This is a genomic window from Streptomyces sp. WG7 (assembly GCF_049975785.1).
Classification (GTDB): domain Bacteria; phylum Actinomycetota; class Actinomycetes; order Streptomycetales; family Streptomycetaceae; genus Streptomyces.
Genome location: NZ_JBNGGE010000024.1, coordinates 64,239 through 89,127, shown reverse-complemented (window position 1 = coordinate 89,127; position 24,889 = coordinate 64,239). Strand labels below are relative to the sequence as shown.

The window sequence follows — 24,889 nt, the reverse complement described above, 5'->3', positions numbered from 1 at the left end:
CGCCATACGTGAAGGGAGAAGCAGATGGGTCGCCGCAGAGAGACCCGTAAGGACCCCGCGGTCGTGACCGCGACGGTGCGTGAGTGGAGCGACGAGGAGGGCTGGGGTGTCCTCGACTCGCCCGAGACTCCCGGAGGGTGCTTCGGCCACTTCTCCGACATTCAGGCGCCCGGCTTCCGCACGCTGTCACCAGGGCAGCAGGTCGATCTCACCTGGGAAGCGCCCGGCTTCAAGCAGGACGGGTACGACTACCGGGCGGTGAGCATCGTTCCCCGCTCCGCCTGACCTCCACGGCCGACATCAGGCAACTCGCAGAGAGACCGTCTCCGATTTCTGAGGCGGTGCTCATCTCGGCGCGACGGCATCGAGCCATCCGGTGAGCGCGCAGAAGTCGGCGTCTTCGAGGCCCTTGGCCGGCTCGACCTGGTGCAGCAGTGAAGGCCCGGGGTGGCCGGCGTCGACCCAGAGGCGGTCCATGGCGCTGATCTCGTCATCGACCCAGATGAAGGGCCGGCCGGCGGCCCACTCGACCATGGGGCGAGTCTTCCAGTGGAGGCCCCGCGGGGTTCCTCCTGCGTCGGTGTCCGGCCACTCCAGCACCGGCAGCCTCGGCAGGCCGATGCGCGGGGCGACCACCTCGTTCGCCTCGTCCATCCAGGTCGTCGCCCAGACGAGCCGGCAGCCCAGAGCCATGAGGCGCGCCCCGATCCCGGGGTCGAGTCGGACCAGCAGCGGGTTCCCCTGATCGACGGCCGTCGAGGAGGAGGCGGCGGCGACCTCCTTCTGGCCGGCCGAAGACCCGAACGGGATCAGCGGTCCGTCGACGTCGAGGAAGAGGAGGGGGCGCTCCGATGCGCTGGTCACGGCCGCACCGTAGCCCAGCACGGTGGGGGCGCGGCACCCTCGGCCTGGGCCGTCCCCGGGTCGTGCGAAAGTGCCCGAGGCCGACCGACGGCGACCGACAGGGACAGGCGAGGCTCGGGCGCCCACCAGGAAACCCCAGGTCAGAGCCCTCGTAGGGAACGCGTTTCCTCACAGGGGTGGCGGTGCGGCAAGATGGGGTGTATCTGCCCACTGCCTGATCAAGCTGCCGGACGGTTTCTCTTGGCTGAGTACATTTACACCATGCGCAAGGCGCGCAAGGCGCACGGCGACAAGGTGATCCTCGATGACGTCACCCAGAGCTTCCTGCCCGGCGCGAAGATCGGCGTGGTCGGACCGAACGGCGCCGGTAAGTCGACCATTCTGAAGATCATGGCGGGGCTGGAGCAGCCGTCGAACGGCGACGCGTTCCTGTCGCCGGGTTACACGGTCGGCATCCTGCTCCAGGAGCCCCCGCTGAACGAGGAGAAGACCGTCCTGGAGAACGTCCAGGAGGGTGTCGCCGAGGTCAAGGGCAAGCTCGACCGGTTCAACGAGATCGCCGAGCAGATGGCGACCGACTACTCGGACGCCCTGCTCGAGGAGATGGGCAAGCTCCAGGAGGAGCTCGACCACGCCAACGCCTGGGACCTCGACGCCCAGCTGGAGCAGGCCATGGACGCGCTCGGGTGCCCGCCCGGCGACTGGCCCGTCGTGAACCTCTCCGGTGGTGAGAAGCGCCGCGTCGCGCTCTGCAAGCTGCTGCTCGAGGCGCCCGACCTGCTGCTGCTCGACGAGCCCACCAACCACCTCGACGCCGAGTCGGTGAACTGGCTGGAGCAGCACCTCGCCAAGTACGAGGGCACCATCGTGGCCGTGACCCACGACCGGTACTTCCTGGACAACGTCGCCGGATGGATCTGCGAGGTCGACCGCGGCCGCCTGCACGGCTACGAGGGCAACTACTCCAAGTACCTGGAGACCAAGCAGACCCGCCTCAAGGTCGAGGGCCAGAAGGACGCCAAGCGCGCCAAGCGGCTCAAGGACGAGCTGGAGTGGGTGCGGTCCAACGCCAAGGGGCGCCAGGCCAAGTCCAAGGCCCGTCTGGCCCGCTACGAGGAGATGGCCGCCGAGGCCGACAAAATGCGGAAGCTGGACTTCGAGGAGATCCAGATCCCGCCGGGCCCGCGCCTGGGCAACGTCGTCGTCGAGGTCAACAACCTCACCAAGGGCTTCGGGGACAAGCTCCTCATCGACGACCTCAGCTTCACCCTGCCGCGCAACGGCATCGTCGGTGTCATCGGCCCCAACGGCGCCGGCAAGACCACCCTCTTCAAGATGATCCAGGGCTTCGAGGAGCCGGACTCCGGGAGCATCAGGGTCGGCGACACCGTCAAGATCTCCTACGTCGACCAGAGCCGCGAGAACATCGACCCGAAGAAGACGCTCTGGGCCGTCGTGAGCGACGAGCTCGACTACATCAACGTCGGGCAGGTGGAGATGCCCTCGCGGGCGTACGTCTCCGCCTTCGGCTTCAAGGGACCGGACCAGCAGAAGGCGGCCGGGGTGCTCTCCGGCGGTGAGCGCAACCGGCTCAACCTCGCGCTCACCCTCAAGCAGGGCGGCAACCTGCTCCTCCTCGACGAGCCGACCAACGACCTCGACGTCGAGACCCTCGGCAGCCTCGAGAACGCGCTGCTCGAGTTCCCCGGCTGCGCCGTGGTCGTCTCCCACGACCGGTGGTTCCTCGACCGCGTCGCCACGCACATCCTCGCCTACGAGGGCGAGTCCAAGTGGTTCTGGTTCGAGGGCAACTTCGAGTCGTACGAGAAGAACAAGGTCGAGCGGCTCGGCGCGGACGCCGCACGCCCGCACCGGGCCACCTACAAGAAGCTGACCCGGGGCTGATCTTGCGGCACATCTACCGCTGCCCGCTGCGCTGGGCGGACATGGACGCGTACGGCCACGTCAACAACGTGGTCTTCCTCCGCTACCTGGAGGAGGCCCGTATCGACTTCCTGTTCCGCCCGGAGAAGGACTTCAAGCAGGGGTCCGTGGTGGCGCGCCACGAGATCGACTACAAGCGGCAGCTCGTCCACCGGCACCACCCGGTCGACATCGAGCTGTGGGTCACGGAGATAAGGGCCGCCTCCTTCACGCTCACCTACGAGGTCAAGGACGGCGACCAGGTCTACGTCCGCGCCTCGACGGTGATCGTGCCGTTCGACTTCGAGACGCAGCGGCCCCGCCGGATCACCGAGGAGGAACGCGAGTTCCTCCGGGAGTACACGGACGACAAGGAGGGGGCCGTCGCCGCATGACGGTGCTCCATCTGGCCGACGAGGGGGAGGCCGCGGATCTCGCGGGCTTCCTCTCCCGCCTGCTCCACTACGACCGTTCGGCGGCGGTGCGCCTGCAGGCGGCCGGCACGGCCCTCGCCGTCTTCGGCCGGCCGCCCTCCTTCGACGTGCTGGCCGTGCGCGCGGTGCGGCTGGCCAAGCCGTACGAGAACGGAATCGACGTCACGCTGGACGTGACCGTGTCCGCCGGTGAGCTGCTGGAGCGGGTGGACGAGCCGGCGGCGACAGCCGGTGTTCCGGGCGCGGTGACCGGGCCTCCGTGGGCCGGGGTGCTGCCCCCGCGCGGCGGCTGGCGGCCCGATCCGGGGCTGCCCGCCCCGGACAACCTGCGCGCGCTGGTCGCCGCGGCGGTGGCGGAGTTCCGCGCCCGCACGGCACAGCTGCCGCCCGAGCGGCGCACCCGGGCGGAGCTGGACCGGATCGGACGCGAGATGTGGTCCCGGACGGTCGGGGACACGGCGCTGCCGGTGCGGGCCGTGCACGCGGCCCAGTCACTGGGGTTCCTGCGCCCCACCGGGACGTCCGGCGCGGACGACGCCCCGAAGCTGTTCTCCTCGGGCGCGTGGCTGCGGCTGCGCACGCCCTATGGTTCCGTCGTCCTGCGCCGGGCGGGGACCGGGGCGCTGGGCATCAGCGTGCGCTGACCGGCCGCCGCGACCCGCAGCCCCCTCCCCGACAGGCCTTCGGTCAGTCCGGGGTGTTGACCATCGAGGCGGCCGCGTACGTCAGGTACTTCCACAGCGTCTGCTCGTGCTCCTCGGAGAGCCCCAGCTCGTCGAGGGCGACCCGCATGTGCTTCAGCCAGGCGTCGTGCGCCGCCCGGTCGACGACGAACGGGGCGTGGCGCATCCGCAGCCGCGGGTGGCCGCGGTTGTCGCTGTACGTCGTGGGGCCGCCCCAGTACTGCATCAGGAAGAGCGCGAAACGCTCCTCGGCCGGGCCGAGGTCCTCCTCCGGGTACATCGGCCGCAGAAGCGGGTCCTCGGCCACCCCCTGGTAGAAACGGTGGACGAGCCGACGGAAGGTCTCCTCCCCGCCGACCTGCTCGTAGAAGGTCTGCTCCTGAAGCGTGCCGCGCCGAATCTCATTCACGTCGTCCATGGTCTCAGACGCGTGGACATAGGACTTGAGGCTTAGGACCTCCACCGCCCGCCGTCGGGCCCGTACTGTGGAGACATGGGCGGGCACCAGGATCTGGACGGCCTCGCCGCCTCCGCGCGGGCGGAGCTGGTGCGGGAGATCGAGCTGAGCGGCGCCTGGGCCGCCGACCCGGTCTGGCGGGAGACGTTCGAGGCGGTGCCGCGCCACCTCTTCGTGCCGTACTACTACGTCGGCGTCCTGGGGGGCTACGAACGCCGGTGGGGCGAGCACCCCGACCGGGCGGCCCGCGAGCGCTGGGTGCGCGGCGCGTACGCCGACGCCCCGCTGGCCACCCGGCTGCGCGACGGTGAACTGCTCTCCTCCAGCAGCCAGCCGTCGCTGATGGCGATGATGCTGGTGGAGCTGGGAGTGAGGGACGGTGACCGGGTCCTGGAGATAGGCGCGGGCACCGGCTACAACGCCGCCCTGCTCGCCCACCGGCTCGGCGACGACGACCTGGTCACCACGATCGACCTGGACGCCGACATCACCGAGTCGGCCCGCCGGCACCTGGCCGCCGCCGGATACCACCCGGCCGTCGTCACCGGCGACGGCGCCCGAGGGGTGCCCGAGCGCGCCCCCTACGACCGGATCCTCGCCACCTGCGCGCTGTCCTCGATCCCGCGTGCCTGGCCGGCCCAGTGCCGCCCCGGCGGCCGGATCCTGACGCCGCTCGCCACCGGCCTGGTCGTCCTCACGGTCCGCGACGCGGAGCACGCCGAAGGGCGCTTCCTGCACACGCCCGCGTACTTCGTGCCCCTGCGCGGCGCGGACCGGTCCGAGCCGGAGACGCCGGGCCTCGGCGGGGTGCCGCGCCGGGCCCGGGAGAACGACCTGTACCGCTTCCTGCTCGCGCTGAGCCGGGGCCGGCTCGACCCGCAGGAGGCGTACGCGCTGTGGGACCGCGAGGACGCCCCGGGCCGTGAGCGCTACGGCATCACCGTCAGCGGCGAACGGGCCTGGGCCTGGCTGGACGACCCGGAGGGCCCGTACGCCTGGCCCTTCACCTGACGTACGGACCGGTGACGGGCCCCGGCTAGCCCCGGCGGACCGTGATCGTCGTCCAGGCGCCGACGTGCACCCGGTCGCCGTCCTGGAGCGGCACCGGCACGAAGGGCTGGATCGGCTCCTCGCCGCCGTTGACCGTGGTGCCGTTCGTCGAGTTCTGGTCGACGACCGCCCAGGTGCCGTCCGGCTGCTGCACCAGCATCGCGTGCTGGTGCGAGACGCCCGGGTCCTCCGGCGGCACGGCCAGGTCGATGTCGGGGGTGTCGCCGGTGGAGTGCCGGCGGCGGCCGATGGTGATCTGGTTGCCGGTGAGCGTGCGCTGCTGCTCGGGCGAGTACGCGGGCAGGTTCAGACCCGCGGCCTCGGGACCGGAGCGCTGCATCATCGCCATGAAGTAGTCGCGGTCCGGGCCGATCGTCGCCGTCCAGGTCGTCGGCTGCTGGGGCCGCTGCGGCTGCTGGGGCTGCTGCGGGAAGCCGTTGCCGGGCGGGGGCGGCGGCGTCTGGGCCGCGCCGGGCTGCGGGTAGCCGTAGCCGCCGCCCTGAGCCGGTCCGGGGCCACCGGGACCACCGGGGCCGCCGGGGCCGCCGGGGCCGCCACCCGGTCCTCCGTGACCGGTGGACGACGGCGGGGAGAGCACCCAGTCGTCACCGCCGCCGCCGAAGGAGGGACCGCCCTGCTGCGGCCGGTTGGTCTCCTGCGGGAAGGCCGGCGGGGCCGGTGGGCCGGACTGCTGGTACCCCTGAGGGGCGCCGTTCCCGGATCCACCGGGACCGGGCGGCGGCGGTACGGGCCGTGACGGGTCGGCACCGAAACCGGGTGGGGCCGACGGACCGGAAGGCCCGTTCGGGCCACCGGGGCCACCGTATGCGCCGGGGCCGCCGGGGCCGCCGGGACCGCCGGGCCCACCAGGGCCGTTGGGACCGCCGGGACCGCCGGAGCGGTTGGGACCGCCGGGCCCACCGGGGCCGTTGGGGTTGAAGGGACCAGAGGGGCCGTTCGGGCCGCCCGGGCCCTGGGGACCGCTGCCTGGACCCTGGGGACCGCTGCCCGGGCCCCCAGGACCGCTGCCCGGACCACCGGGGCCACTGCCGGGGCCACCACCGGGGCCGCCCGGCCCCGAGGGGCCGCCGAAGGGCGGCGGGCCCGGGGGGATCGGCTCGGCGGGCCGGTTCATCCGGGACGGGCGGGAGCTCTGGTAGTCGTACGAGTCACCGCCGCCGTACGACGGACCCGCCGGCGGCTGCTGGAAGTGCGGCGCCGGGCCGCCGGACGCCGGCGGGCGCGGGGCGGCCGGCGTGTACGAGGTGGCCGTGTTGGTGAGGAAGTTCCACCGGCACTCCTCGCAGAACGGTGCCCCGCCCTCACGCGGCGTACGGCACTGCGGGCACAGCTGCGGCTCGGCGCCGGGAGCCCCGGGACCGCCGCCCGGGCCACCGGGACGACCGGGACCGGCGCCCGGGCCACCGGGGCCGCCGCCCGGGCCACCCGGGCCGGCCGGCGGCGGGAAGCCGTAGCCGCCGCCCGGGGGCGGGGGCGGAGGAGGGGGCGGGACGGCACCGGCCATGCGGTGACCGCAAACCTCGCACCAGTCGTCGGAACCCGACTGGTGTCCGTTCGGGCAGGTCGGCATGTCGGTGCTTCCCTCTCTTGCGGGCTTGTGGAGCGTGGTCGTCCTGCGTCACTTCTTTACACGAACAGTCTTTGTCGACCGGGTCTCGAGAGTCATCTCGTCGGCCTCCTCGACCTTCGCTTTCAGTCGCACAGTACCTGCCGCCGCGTCGACCACGTCCACCACCTTCGCAAGCAGTTTCGCCGTATCGGCGTTTCCGGAGACTCCGGCGAGCTGAACCGCACGGCCCAGTTTGGCCGTTGCTCCGTCGATGTCGCCCGCTTTGCGCAGATCCAGACCCTGTTGGATGACCTGTGCCAGTTCGGCCTGCCCGGTGTAGTGGGCGACTTGCGGGTTGATCGACGTGGAGGCGGCCATGTCGTCCGTCCACACGGCCCGTACGAGACCCTGCGCGCCGAGGCTGCGGACGCCGCCTCCTCCACTCCCCATCGCGCCCGGGAGCCAGGCGCCTCCGGGCTCCGGGACGACCAGGGAGACGCGGGCGGCCAGCATCTCCTGGCCCAGGTTCGCGGCCGGGACCTCCACGCAGACGTGGTAGTCGCGGGACTCGTCGCCCCAGGACCCGGTGGGGTAGTCGCCGGAGCGCGGGCCCGCCTCGGTGCGGCGGCCGGTCAGCTCCTCGACGGTGGGCGCGACCTGCTTGACGAACTTCACCGTGGTGCCGACCGGGGTCCACAGGCGCAGGGCGACGTCCGCGACCTCCTTGCCCATGGCCGCCTCCATCATCCGCGTGAAGTCGGCGGCGAGGCCGGCCGGGTCGGCGACGATGTCGGCGGTGCCGAGCAGGGCGGAGGCGATGCCTGTGACTTCTTTCACTTCCCAGTCGGTGCCCACGCCGCGGGCGTCACAGGTGAACCGGCCGGCACAGGAGTCGAGCGCCGCCTTGAGGTCCTCGGGCGACTCGTGCTCGTTGCGGCCGTCGGTGAGCAGGATGCCGTGGCGGATGGCGACGTCCGCGGTGGACAGCAGCCGGTCGGCCAGCCGCAGCCAGGTGCCGATGGCGGTGCCGCCGCCCGCGCTCAGCCGGCGCAGTGCCTGCTTGGCCTGCTCCCGGCTGGTGGCGTCGGCGACCGCGAGCCGGCCGCCGCCCGGGTAGACCTCCTTGGCCACGTGCGTGCCGCCGATCACCGTGAAGTGCACACCGTCGCGCAGGGTGTCGATCGCGGCGGCCGTCGCGTCGCGGGCGTTGCGCATCTTGGTGGGCGGGTAGTCCATCGAACCCGAGCAGTCGACCATGACCGCCACGGCCGCCGACGGGCCCTGGCCCGGTGAGTACAGGTGGGGCGCTGCCACCGCGCTCCCGATCGTGCCGCCGCCGGTCGCGGTGACCGTCACGATGGCGTTGACCTCACGGCCGCCCTCGGGCAGGTACTCGTTCTGGTAGACGTCCACCGAGAACTGCGGCACGTTCGACTTCGAGAAATTGGTCATGCCGGTTCGCATCCCCCTCTACGCCCCCACGGTGGTGGGGGCGATGGCTGCTGGCGCGGACCGCCCCCTGCGGCCCGCGAGAGCGGCCCCCGCGTGCGCACCCGTCCCCGTGTACCCGGGCGGGGGCCTCAGGCCGATCCTGCCCCCTGCGGCGGCGCGGGGAACGGCAGGAGGGCCACTGTTACGTTGTCGTGGCCCCCGCCGTCCAGGGCGTGACCGACGAGCACGCGGGCGCTGTGCAGCGGACGGGTGGCCGCGTCGAGGGGCATGACCTCGGCCATCTCCTCGGCCGACTCGGCGTAGTTCCACAGGCCGTCCGTGCAGACCACGACCACACCCGGGCGGTCCGGTTTGAAGGACGCGGTGTGCGGCTCCAGTTCGTAGGCGTCGGCGCCGAGCCAGCCGGTGATCGCGTGGGCGCGCTCGTCGGCGTACGCCTCGGCCTCGCTCATCAGGTTGGCGGCGACCATCTGCGCGGCCCACGAGTCGTCCTCGGTGAGCCGGGCGGGCGGTGTGCTCCGGTCGACCGGCACCCAGTAGACGCGGCTGTCGCCGACCCAGCCGACGACCAGCAGGCCCGCGGTGACCACGGCGCCGACCAGCGTGCAGGCGGGCGCGTTCTGGTGGGGGGCCTGCTCGCGGGCGGTGGCCGGTTCGTCCGCCAGCGCGTTGACGGCGTGCGAGGCGGCGACGATGGCGTCGTGCATGGCCTGCTGCGGATGCGTGCCCCGGGGCAGGGCGGCGAGCAGTGACTGGCCGGCCGTCCTGGACGCGGCCAGCGAGGCGTCGTCGGGACGGGTCGCGGAGGACACGCCGTCGCAGACGATCGCCACGGTCGCGGGGGCGCCGTCGGGCAGCGCGGTGCAGCCGACGGAGAAGGCGTCCTCGTTGCGGTGGTGGCGCAGGCCGCGGTCGCTGACCGCGGCGACGGGCCCGGACTCCTGCTCCATGTGGTCGCGTTCGCGGGGCTGGGCGTGTCCGCAGGTCTCGCAGTAGCCGTCGTCGTCGACCCGGCCCGCGCGGCAGGCCACGCACACCTTCCCGTCGGCGGCCGGCGCGGACGGCACCGGCTCGGCGGCCGGCCGGGGGTCGGGCGCCTGCAGCGGGTACTCGTCGGGCTCCCGCGCGTGGTCGGGACCGTCGAACCGCACGCCGGCCGCGGCCGGCTGCGGCGGTGCCGCCGGCATCGGCGGTGCCGTGGGCGGTGGTGGCGGGGGCGCCGTGGGCGGTGGCGGCGGCGGGGGGCCGCCCCAGCCGGTATCCGGCATTCCGGCCGCCGGGTGCGCCGGGGCGGTCCGGCCGAAGCCGTTCGCGTCCCGGGCCGCGGGCCGGTCCACACCGTCCGGCGGCGGCGTCGGGGCGGGCACCGAGCCGTTGACGGCGACCGCCGGGCTGTCCTCGGGCCGCGCGGGCACGGCGGACAGGTCGTATCCGCAGGCACCGCAGAAACGGTCACCCGACTCGAGGGGTTCCTCGCAGCTCGGGCACTTCGGCACAGCGGCCTGCTGGGGCATCTGCGACATCAACTACACCCACGTCCGGGGGCGGTAACGATTGGCACGTTCCACCAGGTCGATCCTCTCCTCGCCGCCCCGCGCCAGCCGGGCCAGCGTGCGGTACGAACGCTCCAGGCCGAAACGCAGGCCGCGTTCGTCCAGGCTACTGCCGAGCAGCGTCCGGCCCCCGGCGGCACGGGGGTCCCTCCGCTCGGGCGGAGCCGAGAGTGGGGGAGGGACGGAACCCCGACCTCCGGAGAGTACCCAGTCCAGCGCACATCCGAGGACCTCGGCCGACAGCTGCTCGCGCCGCGCCGGATCCAGACCGTACACGTCCAACGCCTCGACCTGCCGCGCCGCGGCGACCAGATCGTCCAGGAACGCCACGTCGCCCGCGCTCGCCGTGCGTTGCCGCAGCCGTGCCCGTACGGCCGCCACGCGCGCGGCCGTGCAGTGGATGGACGACTCCGGCACCGACTCCAGCGTCCGTACGGCACCGGTCCGGTCGCCGCCGGCGAGCTGGACGCGGGCCAGCCCGAACGCGGCGCTCACATGGCTCGGGTCGGACGACCACACCAGGCGGTAGTACTCGGCGGCGTTGTCGAGCTGCCCCAGTACCTCCGCGCACAGGCCCAGGGCCAGCTTGGGCGCGATCTCGCCGGGGAAGGCGTCGTAGATCGCGTCGAAGGCCAGTGCGGCGCCCTCGTGGTCGCCGGTCGTCAGTGCGGCCAGCCCCCGGTACCAGACGACCCGCCAGTCGTCGGGCCGTTCGCCCTCCAGCGTCTCCAGGGCCTCCAGTGCGCCGGGCGCGTCGCCGTTCTCCAGCCGGGCCCGGATCTGCCGCAGCCGGGTCTCGGTCGACGGCGCGGGCGCGGCGGCCAGCGCGGTCAGCAGTTCACCCGGCGCGGACGCCATGAGGCCGGCGAGGAAACCGGCGTTGGGGTCGTCGGCGTCGACCCGGGGCACCGGCAGTGCGAGGGCGGCGACGGGCGCGTCGGCGGGCTTGACCAGGCCGGAGACGCCGTCACCGGCCGTGCCGCCACCCGCGCCTTCCGCACCCGGCGGCGCGGAGCCCGCGCCCGCGCCCGCACTGCCGGAGTGCTGCCCGACGTGCGCGCCCGACCCGCCGGAGGCTCCGTGCGCGTGCGCTGTGCCCGTCGCGCCGGAGGTGGCGAGACCTCCGCCCGTCGCGCCGGGGACGCCGAGGCCCCCACCCGACGCGCCGAAGACGCCGAGCCCCCCGCCCGTTCCGCCCGACGTCCCGAGGGCGCCGCCCGTTCCGCCGCCCGTTCCGACGTCCGTGCCCGTTCCGCCGGGCGCTCCGACCGCCGCGCTCGTCCCGCCCGGCAGCGCGGGGCCGGTGCCCGCGCCGCCCGGCCGCCGGGCCACCGCCGCACCGGTGCCGCGCCGCCTCCTACGGGGCTCCCGCGCCCCCAGCCGCGACACGTCACCGTCCGGCCGGGGGAACAACTCCGTGTCCGTCACCCTGACCTCGGGCCCGAACAGGGTGGACACGGCGGGCCGGGCGTGGCCCGTCTGGAGGGAGACGACCTCGCGCAGCACTCCGGTCAGCTGCTCGGCCATCTCCTGCGCGGAGGCGAACCGGCGGGCCGGGTCGGGGTCGGTGGCACGCACCAGCAGCCGGTAGTACGACTCGTACCGCCGGAAGACGTCGATGGTGTCGGGGTCCGGCAGGGAGTCGGCGTAGACGTTGGTGTAGCCCTGGAAGTCGAACGTCAGCACGGCGAGCGTGCGGCCGACGGTGTACAGGTCGGACGCCACGGACGGGCCGACGTCGGCGACCTCCGGCGACTGGTATCCCACCGTGCCGTAGATGGCGGACTCGTCGTCGTCCATCCGGCGTACCGCGCCCATGTCGATCAGCTTGAGCTGGTCCTCGGTCTGGATGGCGTTGTCGACCTTGAAGTCGCAGTAGAGCAGGTTGCGGCTGTGCAGGTGGCCGAGTGCCTCCAGCGCCTCGAGGCCGTACGCGCAGGCCTGCTCCACCGGCAGCGGGTCCCGCCTGCCCTCCGGGGAGCGCCGTGCGTTGGCGATCTCCTTCAGCGACTTGCCGCCGACGTACTCCATGACGATGTACCCGTCCAGCGACCCGGTCCGCTGGTCGAGGTGTTCGACGAAGTTGTAGATCCGCACGATGTTGGCGTGCTCGATCTCGGCGAGGAACCGCCGCTCCGAGATGGCCGCCGCCATCGCGTCCTGGTCGCCGGTGTCCAGCAGGCCCTTGAGGACCACCCAGCGGTCGGAGACCGCACGGTCGACGGCGAGGTAGATCCAGCCGAGCCCGCCGTGCGCGAGGCAGCCCACCACCTCGTACTGGCCGTGCACGACGTCCCCGGTCTTCAGCTTGGGCACGAACGAGTACGGGTGGCCGCACTTGGTGCAGAAGCCCTCCGTGCGCCCCGGGCGCTCGCCGCGCGACCGTCCGACCGGCGCGCCGCAGTCCGAGCGTGAGCAGAACCGCTTCCGTTCGGGCACCTCGGGGTTGTCCAGGACCATCGCGCGCGGGTCGGGCCGCGGGATCACCGGGACCTCGACCAGGCCGGCGCCGAGGCGGCCGCGCGGGGAGGAACCGGCGGGGGAACCGGAGCTGCGTACCGACACCGACCGGCTCGTCGACCGGCCCGACACCGACCGCGAGAGCCGTCCCGACACCGAACGCCGGGACTTCGACGACTGCGACGACGTACGGGAGCCGCGGCTGCCGGACCGTGCGCTCCCGCTGCCCGCCGAGCCGCGTGAACCGCGCGAGCCCCGGCCGTCGCCGGTGGTCCCGGCCGGCGTCGAGCCGAACACACCGTTGGCGGGGACGACCGGCGCGAGACCGCACGTGTCGCAGTACAGCTCGCCGCCGCCCATGTCCTCGTAGGTCCCGTCGCAGCCGGGACACTGACACGTCCGCGGTGTCTCACTCATGACGCCGCCTCCCCTCGTCGCTCACGCGCCGGGCCCCGTCCGGTCCACCGGCCCGCCCTGTCCGGGCACGTGCGGGGCGGAGCCGAGCAGTTCGGCCGCCGCGTGCTGGTAGCGCAGCACGGCCTGACCGGCGACGCGCAGGTCGCAGGGCGCGCTCCACAGCATGCGGCGTGCCTTCTCGTACTTCTCGACCAGCTCGGGGTCCTCGGCGAAACCGAGCCGGGCCATCTTCGCCTTGTACGCGTCGAGCCGGCCGCGCAGCTCGGCCCGGACCGCCAGCGGCGCCGTGACCGCCGTCAGCGACTCGCGGGCGCGCAGCAGCTCGTCCTCCGCCTTCTCCTCCAGCGACTCCAGGAGGGGGGACAGGCGGTGCCACTGCGCGTGTCTGCGGTACTCGGCGGCCGCCGCCAGCTGTTCCTGCAGCACGGTCGGCGGCCCGCTGACCACCGGCACCTCCGTCGCGGCGATCTTCGCCAGTACCTCGCCGCGCGCGGTGCGGGCCTCGGCGAGCGTGCGGTCCGCGCGGGAGAGCACGTCCCGCAGCCGTACGATCCGCTGCTCGGCGTCCTGGCGCACGGCCAGTACGGCGTCGATCTCGCGGCGCACCTCCTCCAGGGCGCGCGCCTCGCGGTCGTACACCGTGGTGTCCGGCCGGCCGCCGCCGGGCGCCGCACTGCCCTCCGCGGGCAGCCAGAAGGCCAGCGGGTCGGACACCACCTGCTCCCGCAGCTTCGTCAGGGTGCGGGTGATCCGTTCCAGGTCGTCGCCGGCCGGGTGTTCGCCGGGGCGGACGCCCACGGAGTGCGCGAGTTCGCGGGTGCGCCTCAGCTCGGCGGCGAGTAGATCGATCCGTGCGGGCAGCGCCGACCACACCGCGTCGGCGGCGACCACCATGTCGAGGGAGGTCGCGTACAGCTGGTTCATCCGGTCCACCAGCGTCGCCAGCGAGTACCGCTCGCTGAGGCGGCCCGGAGCGCCGTTCAGGGTGGGCGCCGCGGCCGTGGCGGTGGCGCTGCCGGCCACCGTGACGGCCTCGCCGCGCAGCAGTTCGGTCAGCTCGGCCAGGTCCTCGCGGCTGGACCAGCGGCGCCGGGAGCGGATCTCCCTGGCCGTGCGCAGCGCGCCCGTGTACGCGTCGAAGTAGGTCCACAGCAGCGTGATCGACGCCTCCGCGGCGGCCCAGCGTTCGCCGGTCACTCCCGTGAGCTCGGCGCCTTCGAGGAGTCTGCGGCCCGCGTGGTCCTGCAGGGCGAGGAGTGAGGTCTCGACCGCCTCGTGCTCCGCGCCGAGCCGCGCCAGCGCACGGTCCACCTCGTCCCGGTCCATCACCGGCCCGGTGGGTCCCGTGTCGCCCATCGATCACCTTTCGCTGTCGCGGACTTGTGCGTGCTTCTTCCCTGCGGTGCGGCGGTCGTTCAGCTCGTGCCCCGGTACACCGGGGCCGGGGGCCGAGACTTCGCCGCGTCCCCGCCCATCGTCTCCGACAGCCACACGTCGTACGAGTGCTGCCAGCCCCCGGCCTTGTCCGCGTGCCACTCCACGAGGATCTGGTTGACCCGGCGTACCAGGTCGTCGGCGTCCTTCTTCATCGCCACGCCGTAGTACTCGGTGGTGAAGGCGTCCCCCTTCAGTTCGACCGCGGGGTCCTGTGCGGCCTGGCTCGCGGCGAGCGCGCCGTCGGTGACGACCGCGTCGACCTCGCCGAGCTGGAGCCTCACCAGGCAGTCCAGTTGGTTGGGCACGGTGGTGCCGAGGTCGGCGCCGGCGGCCGGCCTGCCGTCCGACTGGTCCTTCACCAGCGTGCTGTTCGCCGTCGAACCCTGCGCCGTGCAGATCTTCTTGCCGGCCAGCGTGGCGTCGTATCCGGTGATGGCGGAGTACTTGGGCGCGAGCAGTTGCTGTCCGGTCCTGAAGTAGGGCGCGGAGAAGGCGACCTCGGTGAGGCGGTCGCAGTTGATGGTCATCGTGCGGACCACCATGTCGACCCGGCCGTCCTGGATCGCGGGGATGCGCTGGTCGGTGGGGATCGCCTTGAACTGCACGGCGTCCGGGTCGCCGAGGATGTCCTTCGCGATGCGGTGCACCAGGTCGATGTCGAAGCCCTCGAGCTCGGCCGCACCGCCGCTGTTCGGGTCGCGGTAGCCCCAGGCGTAGCTGTTCTGGTCGACGCCGACGATCAGCTTGCGCTTCTCGCCCCGGCGGTTCTTGATCGCGTCGATGGTGGGGCCGTCGGCGTCGTCCGGGGACAGGCTCTGCTTCTCCGGGTCCGTGCACTCCTCGGCGGCGCGTGCCCGGCTGCCGTGGGCGACGCCGTGGCCGGCGGTGCTGACTCCGCTGCCGTCGCCCTCGCCGTGCGGGCGGACCACCGGCAGGAGCAGGGCGAAGAGCACGGCGAGGGCGCAGGCGAAGGCCATCGCCCCCACACCGCCCCAGCCCTTCAGGCCGCTCCGCAGTCGTCGTGCACGCATCCTCGCTCCTCCTTCCACGGGTATCCCTTTCCACCCGTCCGCCGGGTCCGCGCCCCGCTTCACCGGTACTCCGAGAGCCTGCGGCCGATGCCCAGCAGCGCGCCGGCCGCGCCGAGCCCGGCGAGGACGCCGGCGCCCTGCGGCAGGTAGCCCATCGCGTCCAGGCCGTCGCCCGCCGCCTGCTCGAACTCCCGTCCCTCGTGGGCGAGGGCGGTGGCGAGCGCGGCGTCCACGCCGTCGAAGCACTCGACGGTGGGCTCGACCGTGCTGTCCGCGCTGCCGATCACCAGGTCCAGCGCCTGCTGGTAGTTGCCGTTCTCGTCCTGTTCACGGGCCGACGCGTGGCGTTTCTTCCACTCCGTCATGTCGTCGTTCGCCGCCGTGACCGGCCGCTCGCCCGCCTCGTCGTCCGCGAGCCGCGCCGCTTCGGCCAGTGCCTTGCGGAGGGTGTCCATGTTCTTGCCGTGGGAGAAGTCGTACGTGTCGTACGTCGTGCCGTCCACCGTCGTCGTCTCCGCGCCGCGCGCCACCAGTGTGAGGTTCTCGTCGCCCCGGGCCTTGAGGGAGGCGATGCGGGCGTCGTGCAGCACGTTCAGCGAGCGCACTCCGTGGTCGTAGGAGTCGGTCAGGTTCGACCGGGCGACGCTGTGGCCGACGACCAGCCACAGCAGGACGGTCGTGGTGGCGGCGGTGGCGGCTACCAGGCCCTGGTTCAGGACGCGGTGGGTGCGCCGGTAGTCGCGGCGCTGCGCCCAGGCCAGGGCGGCGAGCGCGAGGAGGCCGAGGGCCAGCGCGGCCCAGGGGTAGGGCTCGGCGTCGGCGTAGTCGGCGCGCAGCCGCTGGTTCTCCGTCGTGTAGAGGTCCTCCGCCCTCGGGAGCATCTGCTCCTGCATCATCGCGTTGGCGTGGCGCAGGTAGGCGCCGCCGACCGGGAAACCCTGGCGGTTGTAGGTGCGGGCGCGCTCGATGAGGCCCTTGTACTCGGGCAGGAGGCGGTTGAGCTCGGTGATGGTCGCCGCGGAGGAGGATGCGGCGTCGGAGTTGGCGGCGGCCTGCACGAGCCCTTCGGCGGCGGCGCGGATGTCCTTCTCGTACCGGTCGCGGGACGCCTTGGTCTCCTGGCCGCCGGCGAGGAACCCGCTGGAGGCCGCGGTGTTGGCGTCGGCCAGGGAGCGGTAGATGTCGGCCGCTTCGGAGGTGAGTGGCTGGCTGCGGTGCAGCACGTCGTCGGCCGCCGCGGACCGGTCGTGCATCTGCCAGGCGGTGACGGCGCCGAAGGCGAGGACGAGCGCGGCGAGCAGCGCGCCGATGATGCGCAGCCGTCCCGGCTCGGTGACGGCCGCCGCGCGCAGCCGGTCCACGCCCTCGGCGAACGCGGTGCGCCGGGGCGACGGCGGGGGCGCGGCGGGGGCGAGGCCGCCGGGCCGCTGCTGGGGCGACGGACGGGGCTGCGGCGGCACGGCGGGCAGGGTGGGCATGCCCGCGCCCGGTGGCGACGCCGCGCTGCCCTTCGGCGGTCGAGTCACTGCTGACCTCCCCCATGGTCATCCGTCGCCGCAAGTATCGCTGCCCGAGCCGACATTCGCACCGGCCTTCACCGATCTTGATCCGGTCCCGGTGTCCCGGCGCCCGGCGCCGGCGCCTGTGTCCCGGTCCCGGTCCGACGCACCACCCCTGCCCATGAACACGCCCCCGGAACCCGGTCCGGTTCCCCGCCGGACCGCTCCGACCGGCTGACCGGCCGGCGGGCTCAGGCGGCGAAGTGCGCCCGCGCCCGTGCGGGGGCCCCGGGGGCCGGCCGCTCCTCCTCCACGGGCGGGTCGGCGTTGGCCAGGCACGCCGAGACGTGGCCGACGGAGGTGACGCCCGCCGTCGCGAAGGCCGCCGTCACGGTCCGGGCGAGGGCGTCCACGGCCCGTTCCACGCCCACGGCGGGCGGCCGGAAGGCGCCGTCGCGGGCCGTGGCGAGGACCTCCCCGGCCGGCCGTCACGACCGCCACGCCGGTCTGGCCGACGCGCCCGCACTCCAGGGGCCAGGTCTACTTGGTGGTGCTCGGCGGGGTGCTCGGCGGGGTGATCGGGGCCGCCGCCATGGACTGCGGCGACACGGTGCTCGCGTACGCCGACGGTGCCGCCACGCCGGCCGTCGGGTCGGGTGCCGCGGCAGCCTGCCCCGGGACCTCGGGGCCGCCGACGATCTGGATGTCGGCCGCGTCGAAGGCCCGCTTGACGCGCCAGCGCAGCTCGCGCTCGACGGTGAGGGACTTGCCGGGCATGGTCTTCGCGGAGACCCGCACCACCATGGAGTCGAGCAGCACGGAGTCCAGGCCGAGGACCTCGATCGGGCCCCAGAGCATCTCGTTCCAGGGCTCTTCCTTGCTCATCCGCTCGCCGACCGCGCGGATCGTCTCCCTGACCTTGTCCAGGTCCTCGTCGGAGCGGACGGTGACGTCCACGCCGGCGGTCGACCAGCCCTGGGAGAGGTTGCCGATCCGCTTGACCTCGCCGTTGCGGACGTACCAGATCTCGCCGTTGTCGCCGCGCAGCTTGGTCACCCGCAGGCCGACCTCTATGACCTCGCCGGAGGCCACGCCCGCGTCGATGCTGTCGCCGACGCCGTACTGGTCCTCCAGGATCATGAAGACGCCGGAGAGGAAGTCGGTGACCAGGTTGCGGGCGCCGAAGCCGATCGCCACACCGGCGACACCGGCGGACGCCAGCAGCGGGGCCAGGTTGATCTGGAAGGTGCCGAGGACCATCAGGGCGGCGGTGCCGAGGATGAGGAAGCTGGCCACCGAGCGCAGTACGGAGCCGATGGCCTCGGAGCGCTGACGGCGCCGCTCGGCGTTGACCAGCAGCCCGCTCAGCGCGGTGCCGCCCGCCCCGGTCCGGCGGTTCATGCGGTCTATCAGCTTGGTGATCGCCCGCCGCACCACCGCTCTGAGCACCGCCGCTATCACCACGATCAGCAGCACCCGCAGCCCGATCGCGAGCCACGTCGACCAGTTCTCCTCGACCCAGCCGGCGGCGTTCGAGGCGCTCTCCTGGGCGTCCTGGAACGAAGGCACGGCCGGGGCCGTCGGCGACGGCGACGGGGACGGCGACGAACTGTCGGCCAGTAGGACGGCGGCGGACAGGGACACGGCGGATACCTCCAGGTGCAGCGGCCGCCCACCGCCGGCGCGGTCGGTCCAAGGTCACGGAACGGTCACCGGACGGGCGGAATCACCACACTAACGGGGCACGGTGTGCGGAACGGCGCGAAGCTCACAGGAGAGACCGTCCTCACCCGCGCTTGAACAGGTCACGGTCCTGGGGATGCATCCCATGTGGTCGAAAACACTCCCAGCCCGTTACGGGGACATGGTGGCGCTTCCACCAGGCATGAGGGGAGACTGACTACGGATCGTCCCGGCGCGAGCCACGCGCCGCCGGCGTACAAGGAGGCATCCGTGCCGCATGTCCTGGTTCTCAACGCGTCGTACGAGCCGCTCGGCGTCGTACCGCTCCGCCGCGCGCTCGTCCTCGTCCTCGAGAACAAGGCCGTGTGCCTCGAGGAGTCCGGCGCCTACCTGCACAGCGCGACCGTCACCGTGCCCGCCCCCAGCGTGGTCCGGCTGAAGCGGTTCGTGCGGGTTCCCTACCGGGGGCCCGTCCCGCTCACGAGGCGGGCGCTCTTCGCGCGCGACGGGGGCCGCTGCATGTACTGCGGCGCCGTCGCCACCAGCGTCGACCACGTCGTCCCGCGCAGTCGCGGGGGCCTGCACGCGTGGGACAACGTGGTGGCGTCGTGCCGCCGCTGCAACCACGTCAAGGCCGACCGCCACCTCGGCGAGATCGGCTGGCGCCTGCGCCACAAACCCGCCCCGCCCACGGGTCTGGCCTGGCGCATCATCGGCACGGGCCACAGGGACCCGCGCTGGCTGCCGTACTTGCAGCCGTACGGCGCGGAGGACGCGATGGCCCGGATCGACGGCATTTCCGCCTGACGGTCCGGGCCTTCGTCCGCCGTGCGGCCGGGGCGGTGGGTCAGCGAACCCAGTTCTTCAGCGGCTCGGTGTCCAGGGTGATCCCGACGGGATCGGGCAGCGCGACCTCCTTGCCGAAGGGGAGTGTCTGCACGGTCTCGTACCGTCCGCCGTCCGGGCGGCTGTGCACCTTGACCTCGCAGGTGTCCCGGTCGATGAGCAGGTACACCGGGATGCCGGTCCCGGCGTAGGCCCGGGGCTTCTCGACGCGGTCGCGCCGGTCGGTGTCGGAGTCGTACGAGGTGACCTCGACGACCATGAGGACGGGAGTGGGGTCGGCCCATTCGCCCTGGCCGACGAAGGCCTCCGCCGGGGCAAGGGAGCCGTCCGGGCGGGCACGGCCCTCACGGTACGTCTCGATCACCAGGCCCTGTGTCGGGTCCAGCCACAGGTCGGGCCGGTGCTGCATGCAGATGCGAGTCAGCCACTGAATGACGCGTCCGTGATCGCCGTCGGGCACGGCTTTCCCCCCAAGGTGTCCGTTGATGAACTCGAGCCGCACGCCTTCTATGCTCCGCTCGGCGTGGCGGGCGAGTTCTTCGAACTCGGTGACGAGCATCTGCGGCCTGTCAGCGGTCACGGTCACAAGGCTCCTCCGGATCTGCGGGGGTCCACACGCTCAGCGTAGGGGAGATCCGCCCTGGCGGCCGGGGTGTCCCACTCGGCGTACACGGTCTTGCCGATGGTGCGCGGCTCCCAGCCCCACCGCGCGGTCAGCGCTCCGACCAGGAGGAGTCCCCGCCCGAATTGCTCGTCGACGTCTTCTGCCGGGCGGGGACGCGGCAACCGCTCACCGCGCGGATCGCTCACCTCGACCCGCAGGGTGCGGTGATCGAGGGTGAGGCGTACGCGGATGAGCCGGCCTCTCAGGCTGCCGTGCAGCAGGGCGTTGGTCATCAGCTCCGAGACGACGAGGGCGACGTCTCCGGCGAGGCCCGGCTGACCCCACCCGGCCACGAGCCGCGCGGCCCGGCGCCGGGCGAGGGGGACACTGCGCTGGGTGGGGGTGTAGTCGAGCAGGTCCTCGTGGGGAAGCGGTACGGGCGGCGGCAAGGGTACGGGTTCTGCCATGGAAGAGGTGCCTCCGGGTGCGGGCGGCGGTGTCTCTGCCGTACCTGCGTGGGGCAGGACGGTGCACTTCCGCCGAGGTCGGAACCGCAGAGTGAGCGGATGAATACCGAAAGTAGCGGCTCGTCCGTCCTGGGTGCAACTGGATCGGAGACATTTGTCTCCGCTGGGAGCTCGAGGGTTCCAGTCCGGCACCATGTGGGGGTGACTCGAACCACGCAACTCGGCAACAGGACGTCAACTGTGCTCGGGCGCAGGCTCGGTGCCGAACTTCTGCGCTTGCGGGACGCCGCGGGCATGACGCAGCAGCAGGCCGCCGAGGTCATCAGTGCGACCAACTCGAAGATCGTCAAGATGGAACGCGGCTGGGTTCCGATGCGCGATCCGGACATTCGTGCGCTGTGCGGGTTCTACGGTTCGGCGGATACCGAGGCCGTGGCCCAACTGCTGGAACTGGCCAGGCTGGACCGTGAAAGACGCAAGGCGAAGGGGTGGTGGCAGGACTCCCCGCACCCTGGGGCGCTCACCGAGTTCATCGCCATGGAAGACGCGGCCAGTCGCGTGCGCACCTGGCAGCTGTCGCTTGTTCCGGGCCTCTTCCAGACCCCTGAATACGCACGGTCGTTGGCGGTCAGTGAGGGGGTCGGACCCTGGGAAGATCCTTCGGAGATCGAGCGGGTCGTCGACATCCGGATGCGCCGGCAGGACCGCCTGGTGGGGAAACGCCCGCTCGAGGTGTACGCCGTCGTCTGGGAGGCGGCGTTGAGGCAGTTGATCGGTGGCTCCTCGACCATGCGGGGACAGTTGGGACGGCTCCTGGAAGTTGCCGCACTGGACAATGTCCGCCTGCAGGTCCTGCCGTTCCACGCCGGAGGGCATCCGTGCATCACGGGCCCGTTCACCATCTTGTCGTTCAATGAGACCGAGGCGTTGGATGTGGTCCAGGCCGACACGATCGCGTCCAGTGTGTGGGTGGAGAACGAAGCGGCGAGCAGCCAGTACGGCGATCTCTTTGATCGCACGGCCCGGCGGAGTCTTGCTCAGCGCGACTCGATCCGACTCATCGACGCCATCCGACAGGAGATGTGACCGGTGTCCGAGTTCGACTTCGACTTCGACTTCGACTTCGTGAAGTCCAGCTACAGCAACACCTCCGGCGAATGCGTCGAGGTGGCCCTCAACAGTCACCGGACCGTGGCCGTGCGCGACTCCAAGGAGTCCGGTGATGGCCCGATACTCCGTCTCGGGCCGGAAGCCTGGGGGCGGTTCACGGCTTCCCTCGGCTGAGGTTCCGGGGCGGCGGGGGAGTCCCCCGAGCGGCATGCCTTGCCCAAAAAACGTGAACTTTTCACCGCTTCCGTCCTCGGCCCGCTCATTTGAGCGACAAAGGGACGTTCGCCCGGAATAGTTCACGCTTTACAGCGAGGTACCCGCCCCCGGCCCCGCAGTGGGACGGCCATCGGCCGGGGTCGGGACTGAGGCAGGGGGCGCCTGCACCGCCCGCCCGCCCGCCGTGCGGAACGCCGTGAGGGTGGTCCAGGTTCGCCCGAATCAGCGCCCCGCCCACGGTCCCGGGCGCGTGCGGGTTCGGCGCCGGACTCGACACCAGGGGGCGGCGTCGTACTCGAAGGCGTCTGCCACCGCCTCCAGATACGCGGCCGCCGAGGGGTACTCCGGCGTGGGGCCGAGCTCCACGCCCTCCTAGTAGGCCCAGCCCCCTGCCCAACTCCCCATGGTGGCGGCTGACGCGAGCGCCCTCCGTCGCCGGCCGCCGTCCGTCACGCGTACCGCAGCTCCCCCGGCCGGACCGAACGCCCCAGCAGCGGCAGTGCCGTCGCCGCCGCCAGCAGGCACGACGCGTACACCACGGGCGCGACCAGCAGGGCCGTCCACGGAATCGAGCCGTCGCCGCTGAGCGCGGAGTACCAGACGCCGATCGCCAGGCCCCCCGCACCGGCCAGCAGCAGGGCGGGCCCGAGCGGGACGGCGGTCTCCATCAGCAGGGCACGGTTGAGGACCGTACGCGGGACGCCGGCGGCGACCTGGGCGGACAGCGCCCGGCGCCGGGTGGTCACGGACTCGGCGGTGCCCACGGCGAGGCCCGAGAGGGCGATGGCGAAAGCGACGAGCACAGCGACGCCGGTCAGGTCGATGCCGGTGGTGTAGTACTCCATGTCGGCGGCGGGGTGGCCCTGCCCGGTGGCGCGCAGGTCGATGAGCAACGCGTACCGGACGCACAGGAAGGCCGTACCGGCGACCGTCACCAGCAGCACCGCGGCGTGGGTGCGGGCCGGGGCCCACGGGTCGTCACGCAGCCGTTCCGCCGCGATGAGCGAAGCCGCCGTCCGGGCCCGGCCGGCGAGCAGCCGCCCGGTGAGCCGGGCCGTGGCCCCGGACAGCCACACCGCGCCGGCACCGAGCGTGATGACGAGCAGGAAGACGGTCAGCGGCGTCCGCCAGTCGAAGCGGTTGCCCGGGACATGGCCACCGCCGAGGGCGAGCGGCGCCGTCCCGGCCAGCATGACCAGCGCACCCAGGAACAGCAGCCCCGGCCCCCGGCCCGAGCCCGGCCCCACCCGGCGCACCCGGCCCAACGGCGAGGCCACCACCCGGCGCAGCGCCAGCACGGCCGCCACCGCGCCCAGCACCGGCACGCCGACGGCGACCAGCGCGAGGCCCACCCAGGTGAGGGCGGTCGGCCGGTTCCACAGACGCAGCAGCAACAGGACGGAGAAGACGGTCACCACCGCCGAACCCGCCAGACACGCGAGCCCGGTCTCCAGCCCGGCGATCCGCCGCACCTGCCAGGGCGTCGCCCCGGCCAGCCGCAGCCCGGCCAGCCGCCGGTCGCGGTGCGCGGCGCCGATCCGGGCGCACTGGCCGAGGAACGCCAGTACCGGCACCAGCAACAGCAGCAGACCGCTGATCACTCCACCACGGGTGCCGGGTTCGCTCAGCAGGCCGTGGAAGGCGGAGACGGTGTAACCGTCCGGGACCGACGCGAGAGTGACCGCCGCCAGCGCGAAGCCCGTCGCCAGCGCCGCACCCACCGCCGTGAGCATGACCCGCCACCACTCACGCCGGTCCGACCCGCGCACGAGCTGCCGGGCCAGCCGGACATCCGAAACCACCGTGCTCACGCCATCACCTCCACCGGCGCCACGGCGCCGTCCCGCAGCCGGACCTCGCGGTCCGCGTACGCCGCCACCTGGGCGTCGTGCGTGACCAGCAGGACCGCCGTGCCCGACTCCCGGGCCGTGTGCGCGAGCGCCGTCATCACCTGCTCGCTCGCCAGCGAGTCCAGCGCCCCGGTCGGCTCGTCCGCGAACACCGCCTTCGGCCCGGTGACCAGCGCCCGGGCCAGCGCCGCCCGCTGAGCCTGCCCGCCGCTCATCTCACCCGGCCGCAGCTCCTCCTGCCCGCGCGCCCCGAACCGCTCCAGCCACTCCCCGGCCCGCACCCGCGCCTCGCCCCGTGCGACGCCGGCCAGCATCAGCGGCAGTGCCACGTTGTCCAGCGCCGTCAGCTCCGGGATCAGCTGCCCGAACTGGAAGACCACCCCGAAATCGGTGCGGCGCAGCTCGCTCAGCCGCTTCTCCGGCAGCCGGTCCAGCCGCTGACCGCCGTACGCCACCGAACCCGCGTCCGGCCGGACGATCCCGGCCAGGCAGTGCAGCAGCGTCGACTTCCCGCTGCCGCTGGCCCCGGTGACGGCGAGGATCTCGCCGGCCCGCAGGTCGACCGAGGCGCCGCGCAGGGCCTGCGTCCTGCCGTGGGCCTTCACCAGGTCGCGGGCGGCGAGCAGCGGTCCCGCCGTGGTCCCGTTCGTGTCCCCGTCTCTCATGCTGTGCGGACCTCCGCGGTCAGGGTGGTGAGCCGGGCCGCCGTGGTGGTCATCCAACGGAGGTCGGCGTCGAGGTGGTTGAGGGCGTAGTCGGCCGACAGGACGGTCGTCAGGTCCGTGCCCGGGGCCGTCTTGACCGCAGTGAGCTCCCGCATCCGGTCCATGTGGGCGGCGCGCTGGGCCAGCAGATAGGCACCCGCGTCACCGCCGGTGAGGATCGAGACGACGACCTTGGCGAAGATCTCGTTCGTCACGAACGGCGCGGGCGGCGCGATCTCGCCCGCCCACCGCGCCAGTTCACGCGCTCCCTCGCCCGTCGCGCGGTACGCGGTCCGCTCCGGACCGCCGTCCGACGCCGTGCCGTCGACCTCCGCGAGACCGTCCCGGACCAGGCGCTGCAGGGTCGTGTAGACCTGCCCGAAGGCCAGCGGGCGGGCCTGGGGAAAGCGTTCGTCGTGGCGCCGCTTCAGGTCGTAGCCATGGCTCGGCCCCGAAGCGAGCAGCCCCAGCAGGATGTGACGGGTGCTCATGCGCTCAGTATTCACCACGTACATGTACTGAGTGAATAGTCGGGCTGGACCAATTTCCGGTGACGGTCCGTAGTGGCCGGTGCCGGAC

The 24,889-nt window shown here is 72.9% G+C and carries 23 protein-coding genes and 1 pseudogene; 8 read left to right on the top strand and 16 right to left on the bottom strand.

What is annotated here, in order from left to right:
- Window positions 1-24: 24 nt before the first annotated feature.
- Window positions 25-285, top strand: coding sequence for a cold-shock protein (locus ACP4J0_RS22955; RefSeq protein WP_426600541.1), 261 nt, complete (start codon window positions 25-27; stop codon window positions 283-285).
- Window positions 286-345: 60 nt separating this feature from the next.
- Here ACP4J0_RS22955 and ACP4J0_RS22950 read toward each other — a convergent pair whose 3' ends face one another.
- Window positions 346-864 (bottom strand): HAD domain-containing protein, encoded by a 519-nt coding sequence (locus tag ACP4J0_RS22950; protein ID WP_426600540.1) that lies wholly within the window; start codon window positions 862-864, stop codon window positions 346-348.
- Between the two features lie 240 nt (window positions 865-1,104).
- Here ACP4J0_RS22950 and ettA point away from each other — a divergent pair, with 240 nt between their 5' ends.
- Genes ettA through ACP4J0_RS22935 form a run of 3 tightly spaced genes read left to right on the top strand, consistent with a single transcriptional unit; the run spans window position 1,105 to window position 3,865 of the window.
- Entirely contained in the window at window positions 1,105-2,769 is a 1,665-nt protein-coding gene (gene ettA, locus ACP4J0_RS22945; RefSeq protein WP_426600539.1) for an energy-dependent translational throttle protein EttA, read from the top strand.
- 2 nt (window positions 2,770-2,771) lie between these two features.
- On the top strand, window positions 2,772-3,182 hold the full coding sequence (locus ACP4J0_RS22940; protein WP_426517088.1) for an acyl-CoA thioesterase: 411 nt from the start codon (window positions 2,772-2,774) through the stop codon (window positions 3,180-3,182).
- Window positions 3,179-3,865: a hypothetical protein gene (locus ACP4J0_RS22935; RefSeq protein WP_426600538.1), complete on the top strand. Its 687-nt coding sequence runs from the start codon at window positions 3,179-3,181 to the stop codon at window positions 3,863-3,865. The genes ACP4J0_RS22940 and ACP4J0_RS22935 overlap by 4 nt, the downstream gene beginning before the upstream one ends.
- A 43-nt stretch (window positions 3,866-3,908) precedes the next feature.
- Here the strand turns inward: ACP4J0_RS22935 and ACP4J0_RS22930 are convergent, their stop codons facing one another.
- Window positions 3,909-4,322: a globin gene (locus tag ACP4J0_RS22930; RefSeq protein WP_426517092.1), complete on the bottom strand. Its 414-nt coding sequence runs from the start codon at window positions 4,320-4,322 to the stop codon at window positions 3,909-3,911.
- A 75-nt stretch (window positions 4,323-4,397) separates the two neighbouring features.
- Here ACP4J0_RS22930 and ACP4J0_RS22925 point away from each other — a divergent pair, with 75 nt between their 5' ends.
- A complete protein-coding gene (locus tag ACP4J0_RS22925; RefSeq protein WP_426600537.1) occupies window positions 4,398-5,372 on the top strand; it encodes a methyltransferase domain-containing protein in 975 nt (324 codons plus the stop codon).
- A 25-nt stretch (window positions 5,373-5,397) separates the two neighbouring features.
- Here the strand turns inward: ACP4J0_RS22925 and ACP4J0_RS22920 are convergent, their stop codons facing one another.
- The 9 genes and pseudogenes from ACP4J0_RS22920 to ACP4J0_RS22880 form a co-directional block, all read right to left on the bottom strand.
- The gene (locus ACP4J0_RS22920; RefSeq protein ID WP_426600536.1) at window positions 5,398-7,002 is read right to left on the bottom strand and encodes an FHA domain-containing protein; all 1,605 of its coding nucleotides are present in this window, start codon (window positions 7,000-7,002) and stop codon (window positions 5,398-5,400) included.
- Window positions 7,003-7,050: 48 nt separating this feature from the next.
- The gene (locus ACP4J0_RS22915; RefSeq protein WP_426600535.1) at window positions 7,051-8,433 is read right to left on the bottom strand and encodes a vWA domain-containing protein; all 1,383 of its coding nucleotides are present in this window, start codon (window positions 8,431-8,433) and stop codon (window positions 7,051-7,053) included.
- 128 nt (window positions 8,434-8,561) lie between these two features.
- Window positions 8,562-9,956: a PP2C family serine/threonine-protein phosphatase gene (locus tag ACP4J0_RS22910; protein WP_426600534.1), complete on the bottom strand. Its 1,395-nt coding sequence runs from the start codon at window positions 9,954-9,956 to the stop codon at window positions 8,562-8,564.
- 3 nt (window positions 9,957-9,959) lie between these two features.
- Entirely contained in the window at window positions 9,960-12,863 is a 2,904-nt protein-coding gene (locus ACP4J0_RS22905; RefSeq protein ID WP_426600533.1) for a tetratricopeptide repeat protein, read from the bottom strand.
- 21 nt (window positions 12,864-12,884) lie between these two features.
- The gene (locus ACP4J0_RS22900) at window positions 12,885-14,219 is read right to left on the bottom strand and encodes a hypothetical protein (protein WP_426600532.1); all 1,335 of its coding nucleotides are present in this window, start codon (window positions 14,217-14,219) and stop codon (window positions 12,885-12,887) included.
- A gap of 59 nt (window positions 14,220-14,278) precedes the next feature.
- On the bottom strand, window positions 14,279-15,331 hold the full coding sequence (locus tag ACP4J0_RS22895) for a glutamate ABC transporter substrate-binding protein (protein WP_426600530.1): 1,053 nt from the start codon (window positions 15,329-15,331) through the stop codon (window positions 14,279-14,281).
- Window positions 15,332-15,390: 59 nt separating this feature from the next.
- The gene (locus ACP4J0_RS22890) at window positions 15,391-16,857 is read right to left on the bottom strand and encodes a hypothetical protein (protein ID WP_426600529.1); all 1,467 of its coding nucleotides are present in this window, start codon (window positions 16,855-16,857) and stop codon (window positions 15,391-15,393) included.
- Between the two features lie 245 nt (window positions 16,858-17,102).
- Window positions 17,103-17,361: pseudogene (locus ACP4J0_RS22885) on the bottom strand (ATPase); the annotation flags it as partial.
- Between the two features lie 9 nt (window positions 17,362-17,370).
- Window positions 17,371-18,474 (bottom strand): mechanosensitive ion channel family protein, encoded by a 1,104-nt coding sequence (locus ACP4J0_RS22880; RefSeq protein ID WP_426600528.1) that lies wholly within the window; start codon window positions 18,472-18,474, stop codon window positions 17,371-17,373.
- Between the two features lie 309 nt (window positions 18,475-18,783).
- Between ACP4J0_RS22880 and ACP4J0_RS22875 the strand changes: the two genes are divergently transcribed.
- On the top strand, window positions 18,784-19,320 hold the full coding sequence (locus ACP4J0_RS22875; protein WP_210962055.1) for an HNH endonuclease: 537 nt from the start codon (window positions 18,784-18,786) through the stop codon (window positions 19,318-19,320).
- 40 nt (window positions 19,321-19,360) lie between these two features.
- On the opposite strand, the gene ACP4J0_RS22870 is transcribed toward ACP4J0_RS22875, so the two are convergent.
- Both ACP4J0_RS22870 and ACP4J0_RS22865 read right to left on the bottom strand, forming a co-directional pair.
- Window positions 19,361-19,945, bottom strand: coding sequence for a Uma2 family endonuclease (locus ACP4J0_RS22870; RefSeq protein ID WP_426600527.1), 585 nt, complete (start codon window positions 19,943-19,945; stop codon window positions 19,361-19,363).
- Window positions 19,942-20,430: an ATP-binding protein gene (locus tag ACP4J0_RS22865; protein ID WP_426600526.1), complete on the bottom strand. Its 489-nt coding sequence runs from the start codon at window positions 20,428-20,430 to the stop codon at window positions 19,942-19,944. The genes ACP4J0_RS22870 and ACP4J0_RS22865 overlap by 4 nt, the downstream gene beginning before the upstream one ends.
- Before the next feature lie 201 nt (window positions 20,431-20,631).
- On the opposite strand from ACP4J0_RS22865, the gene ACP4J0_RS22860 reads away from it, so the two are divergent.
- Window positions 20,632-21,516: a helix-turn-helix domain-containing protein gene (locus ACP4J0_RS22860; protein WP_426600525.1), complete on the top strand. Its 885-nt coding sequence runs from the start codon at window positions 20,632-20,634 to the stop codon at window positions 21,514-21,516.
- A gap of 3 nt (window positions 21,517-21,519) precedes the next feature.
- The gene (locus tag ACP4J0_RS22855; protein ID WP_426600524.1) at window positions 21,520-21,714 is read left to right on the top strand and encodes a DUF397 domain-containing protein; all 195 of its coding nucleotides are present in this window, start codon (window positions 21,520-21,522) and stop codon (window positions 21,712-21,714) included.
- Window positions 21,715-22,205: 491 nt separating this feature from the next.
- Here ACP4J0_RS22855 and ACP4J0_RS22850 read toward each other — a convergent pair whose 3' ends face one another.
- Genes ACP4J0_RS22850 through ACP4J0_RS22840 form a run of 3 tightly spaced genes read right to left on the bottom strand, consistent with a single transcriptional unit; the run spans window position 22,206 to window position 24,801 of the window.
- Window positions 22,206-23,567, bottom strand: coding sequence for an FtsX-like permease family protein (locus tag ACP4J0_RS22850; RefSeq protein ID WP_426600523.1), 1,362 nt, complete (start codon window positions 23,565-23,567; stop codon window positions 22,206-22,208).
- Window positions 23,564-24,271 (bottom strand): ABC transporter ATP-binding protein, encoded by a 708-nt coding sequence (locus tag ACP4J0_RS22845; protein ID WP_426600522.1) that lies wholly within the window; start codon window positions 24,269-24,271, stop codon window positions 23,564-23,566. Before ACP4J0_RS22845 ends, ACP4J0_RS22850 begins: the two co-directional genes overlap by 4 nt.
- Window positions 24,268-24,801: a PadR family transcriptional regulator gene (locus tag ACP4J0_RS22840; RefSeq protein WP_426600521.1), complete on the bottom strand. Its 534-nt coding sequence runs from the start codon at window positions 24,799-24,801 to the stop codon at window positions 24,268-24,270. The genes ACP4J0_RS22845 and ACP4J0_RS22840 overlap by 4 nt, the downstream gene beginning before the upstream one ends.
- Between the last annotated feature and the right edge of the window lie 88 nt (window positions 24,802-24,889).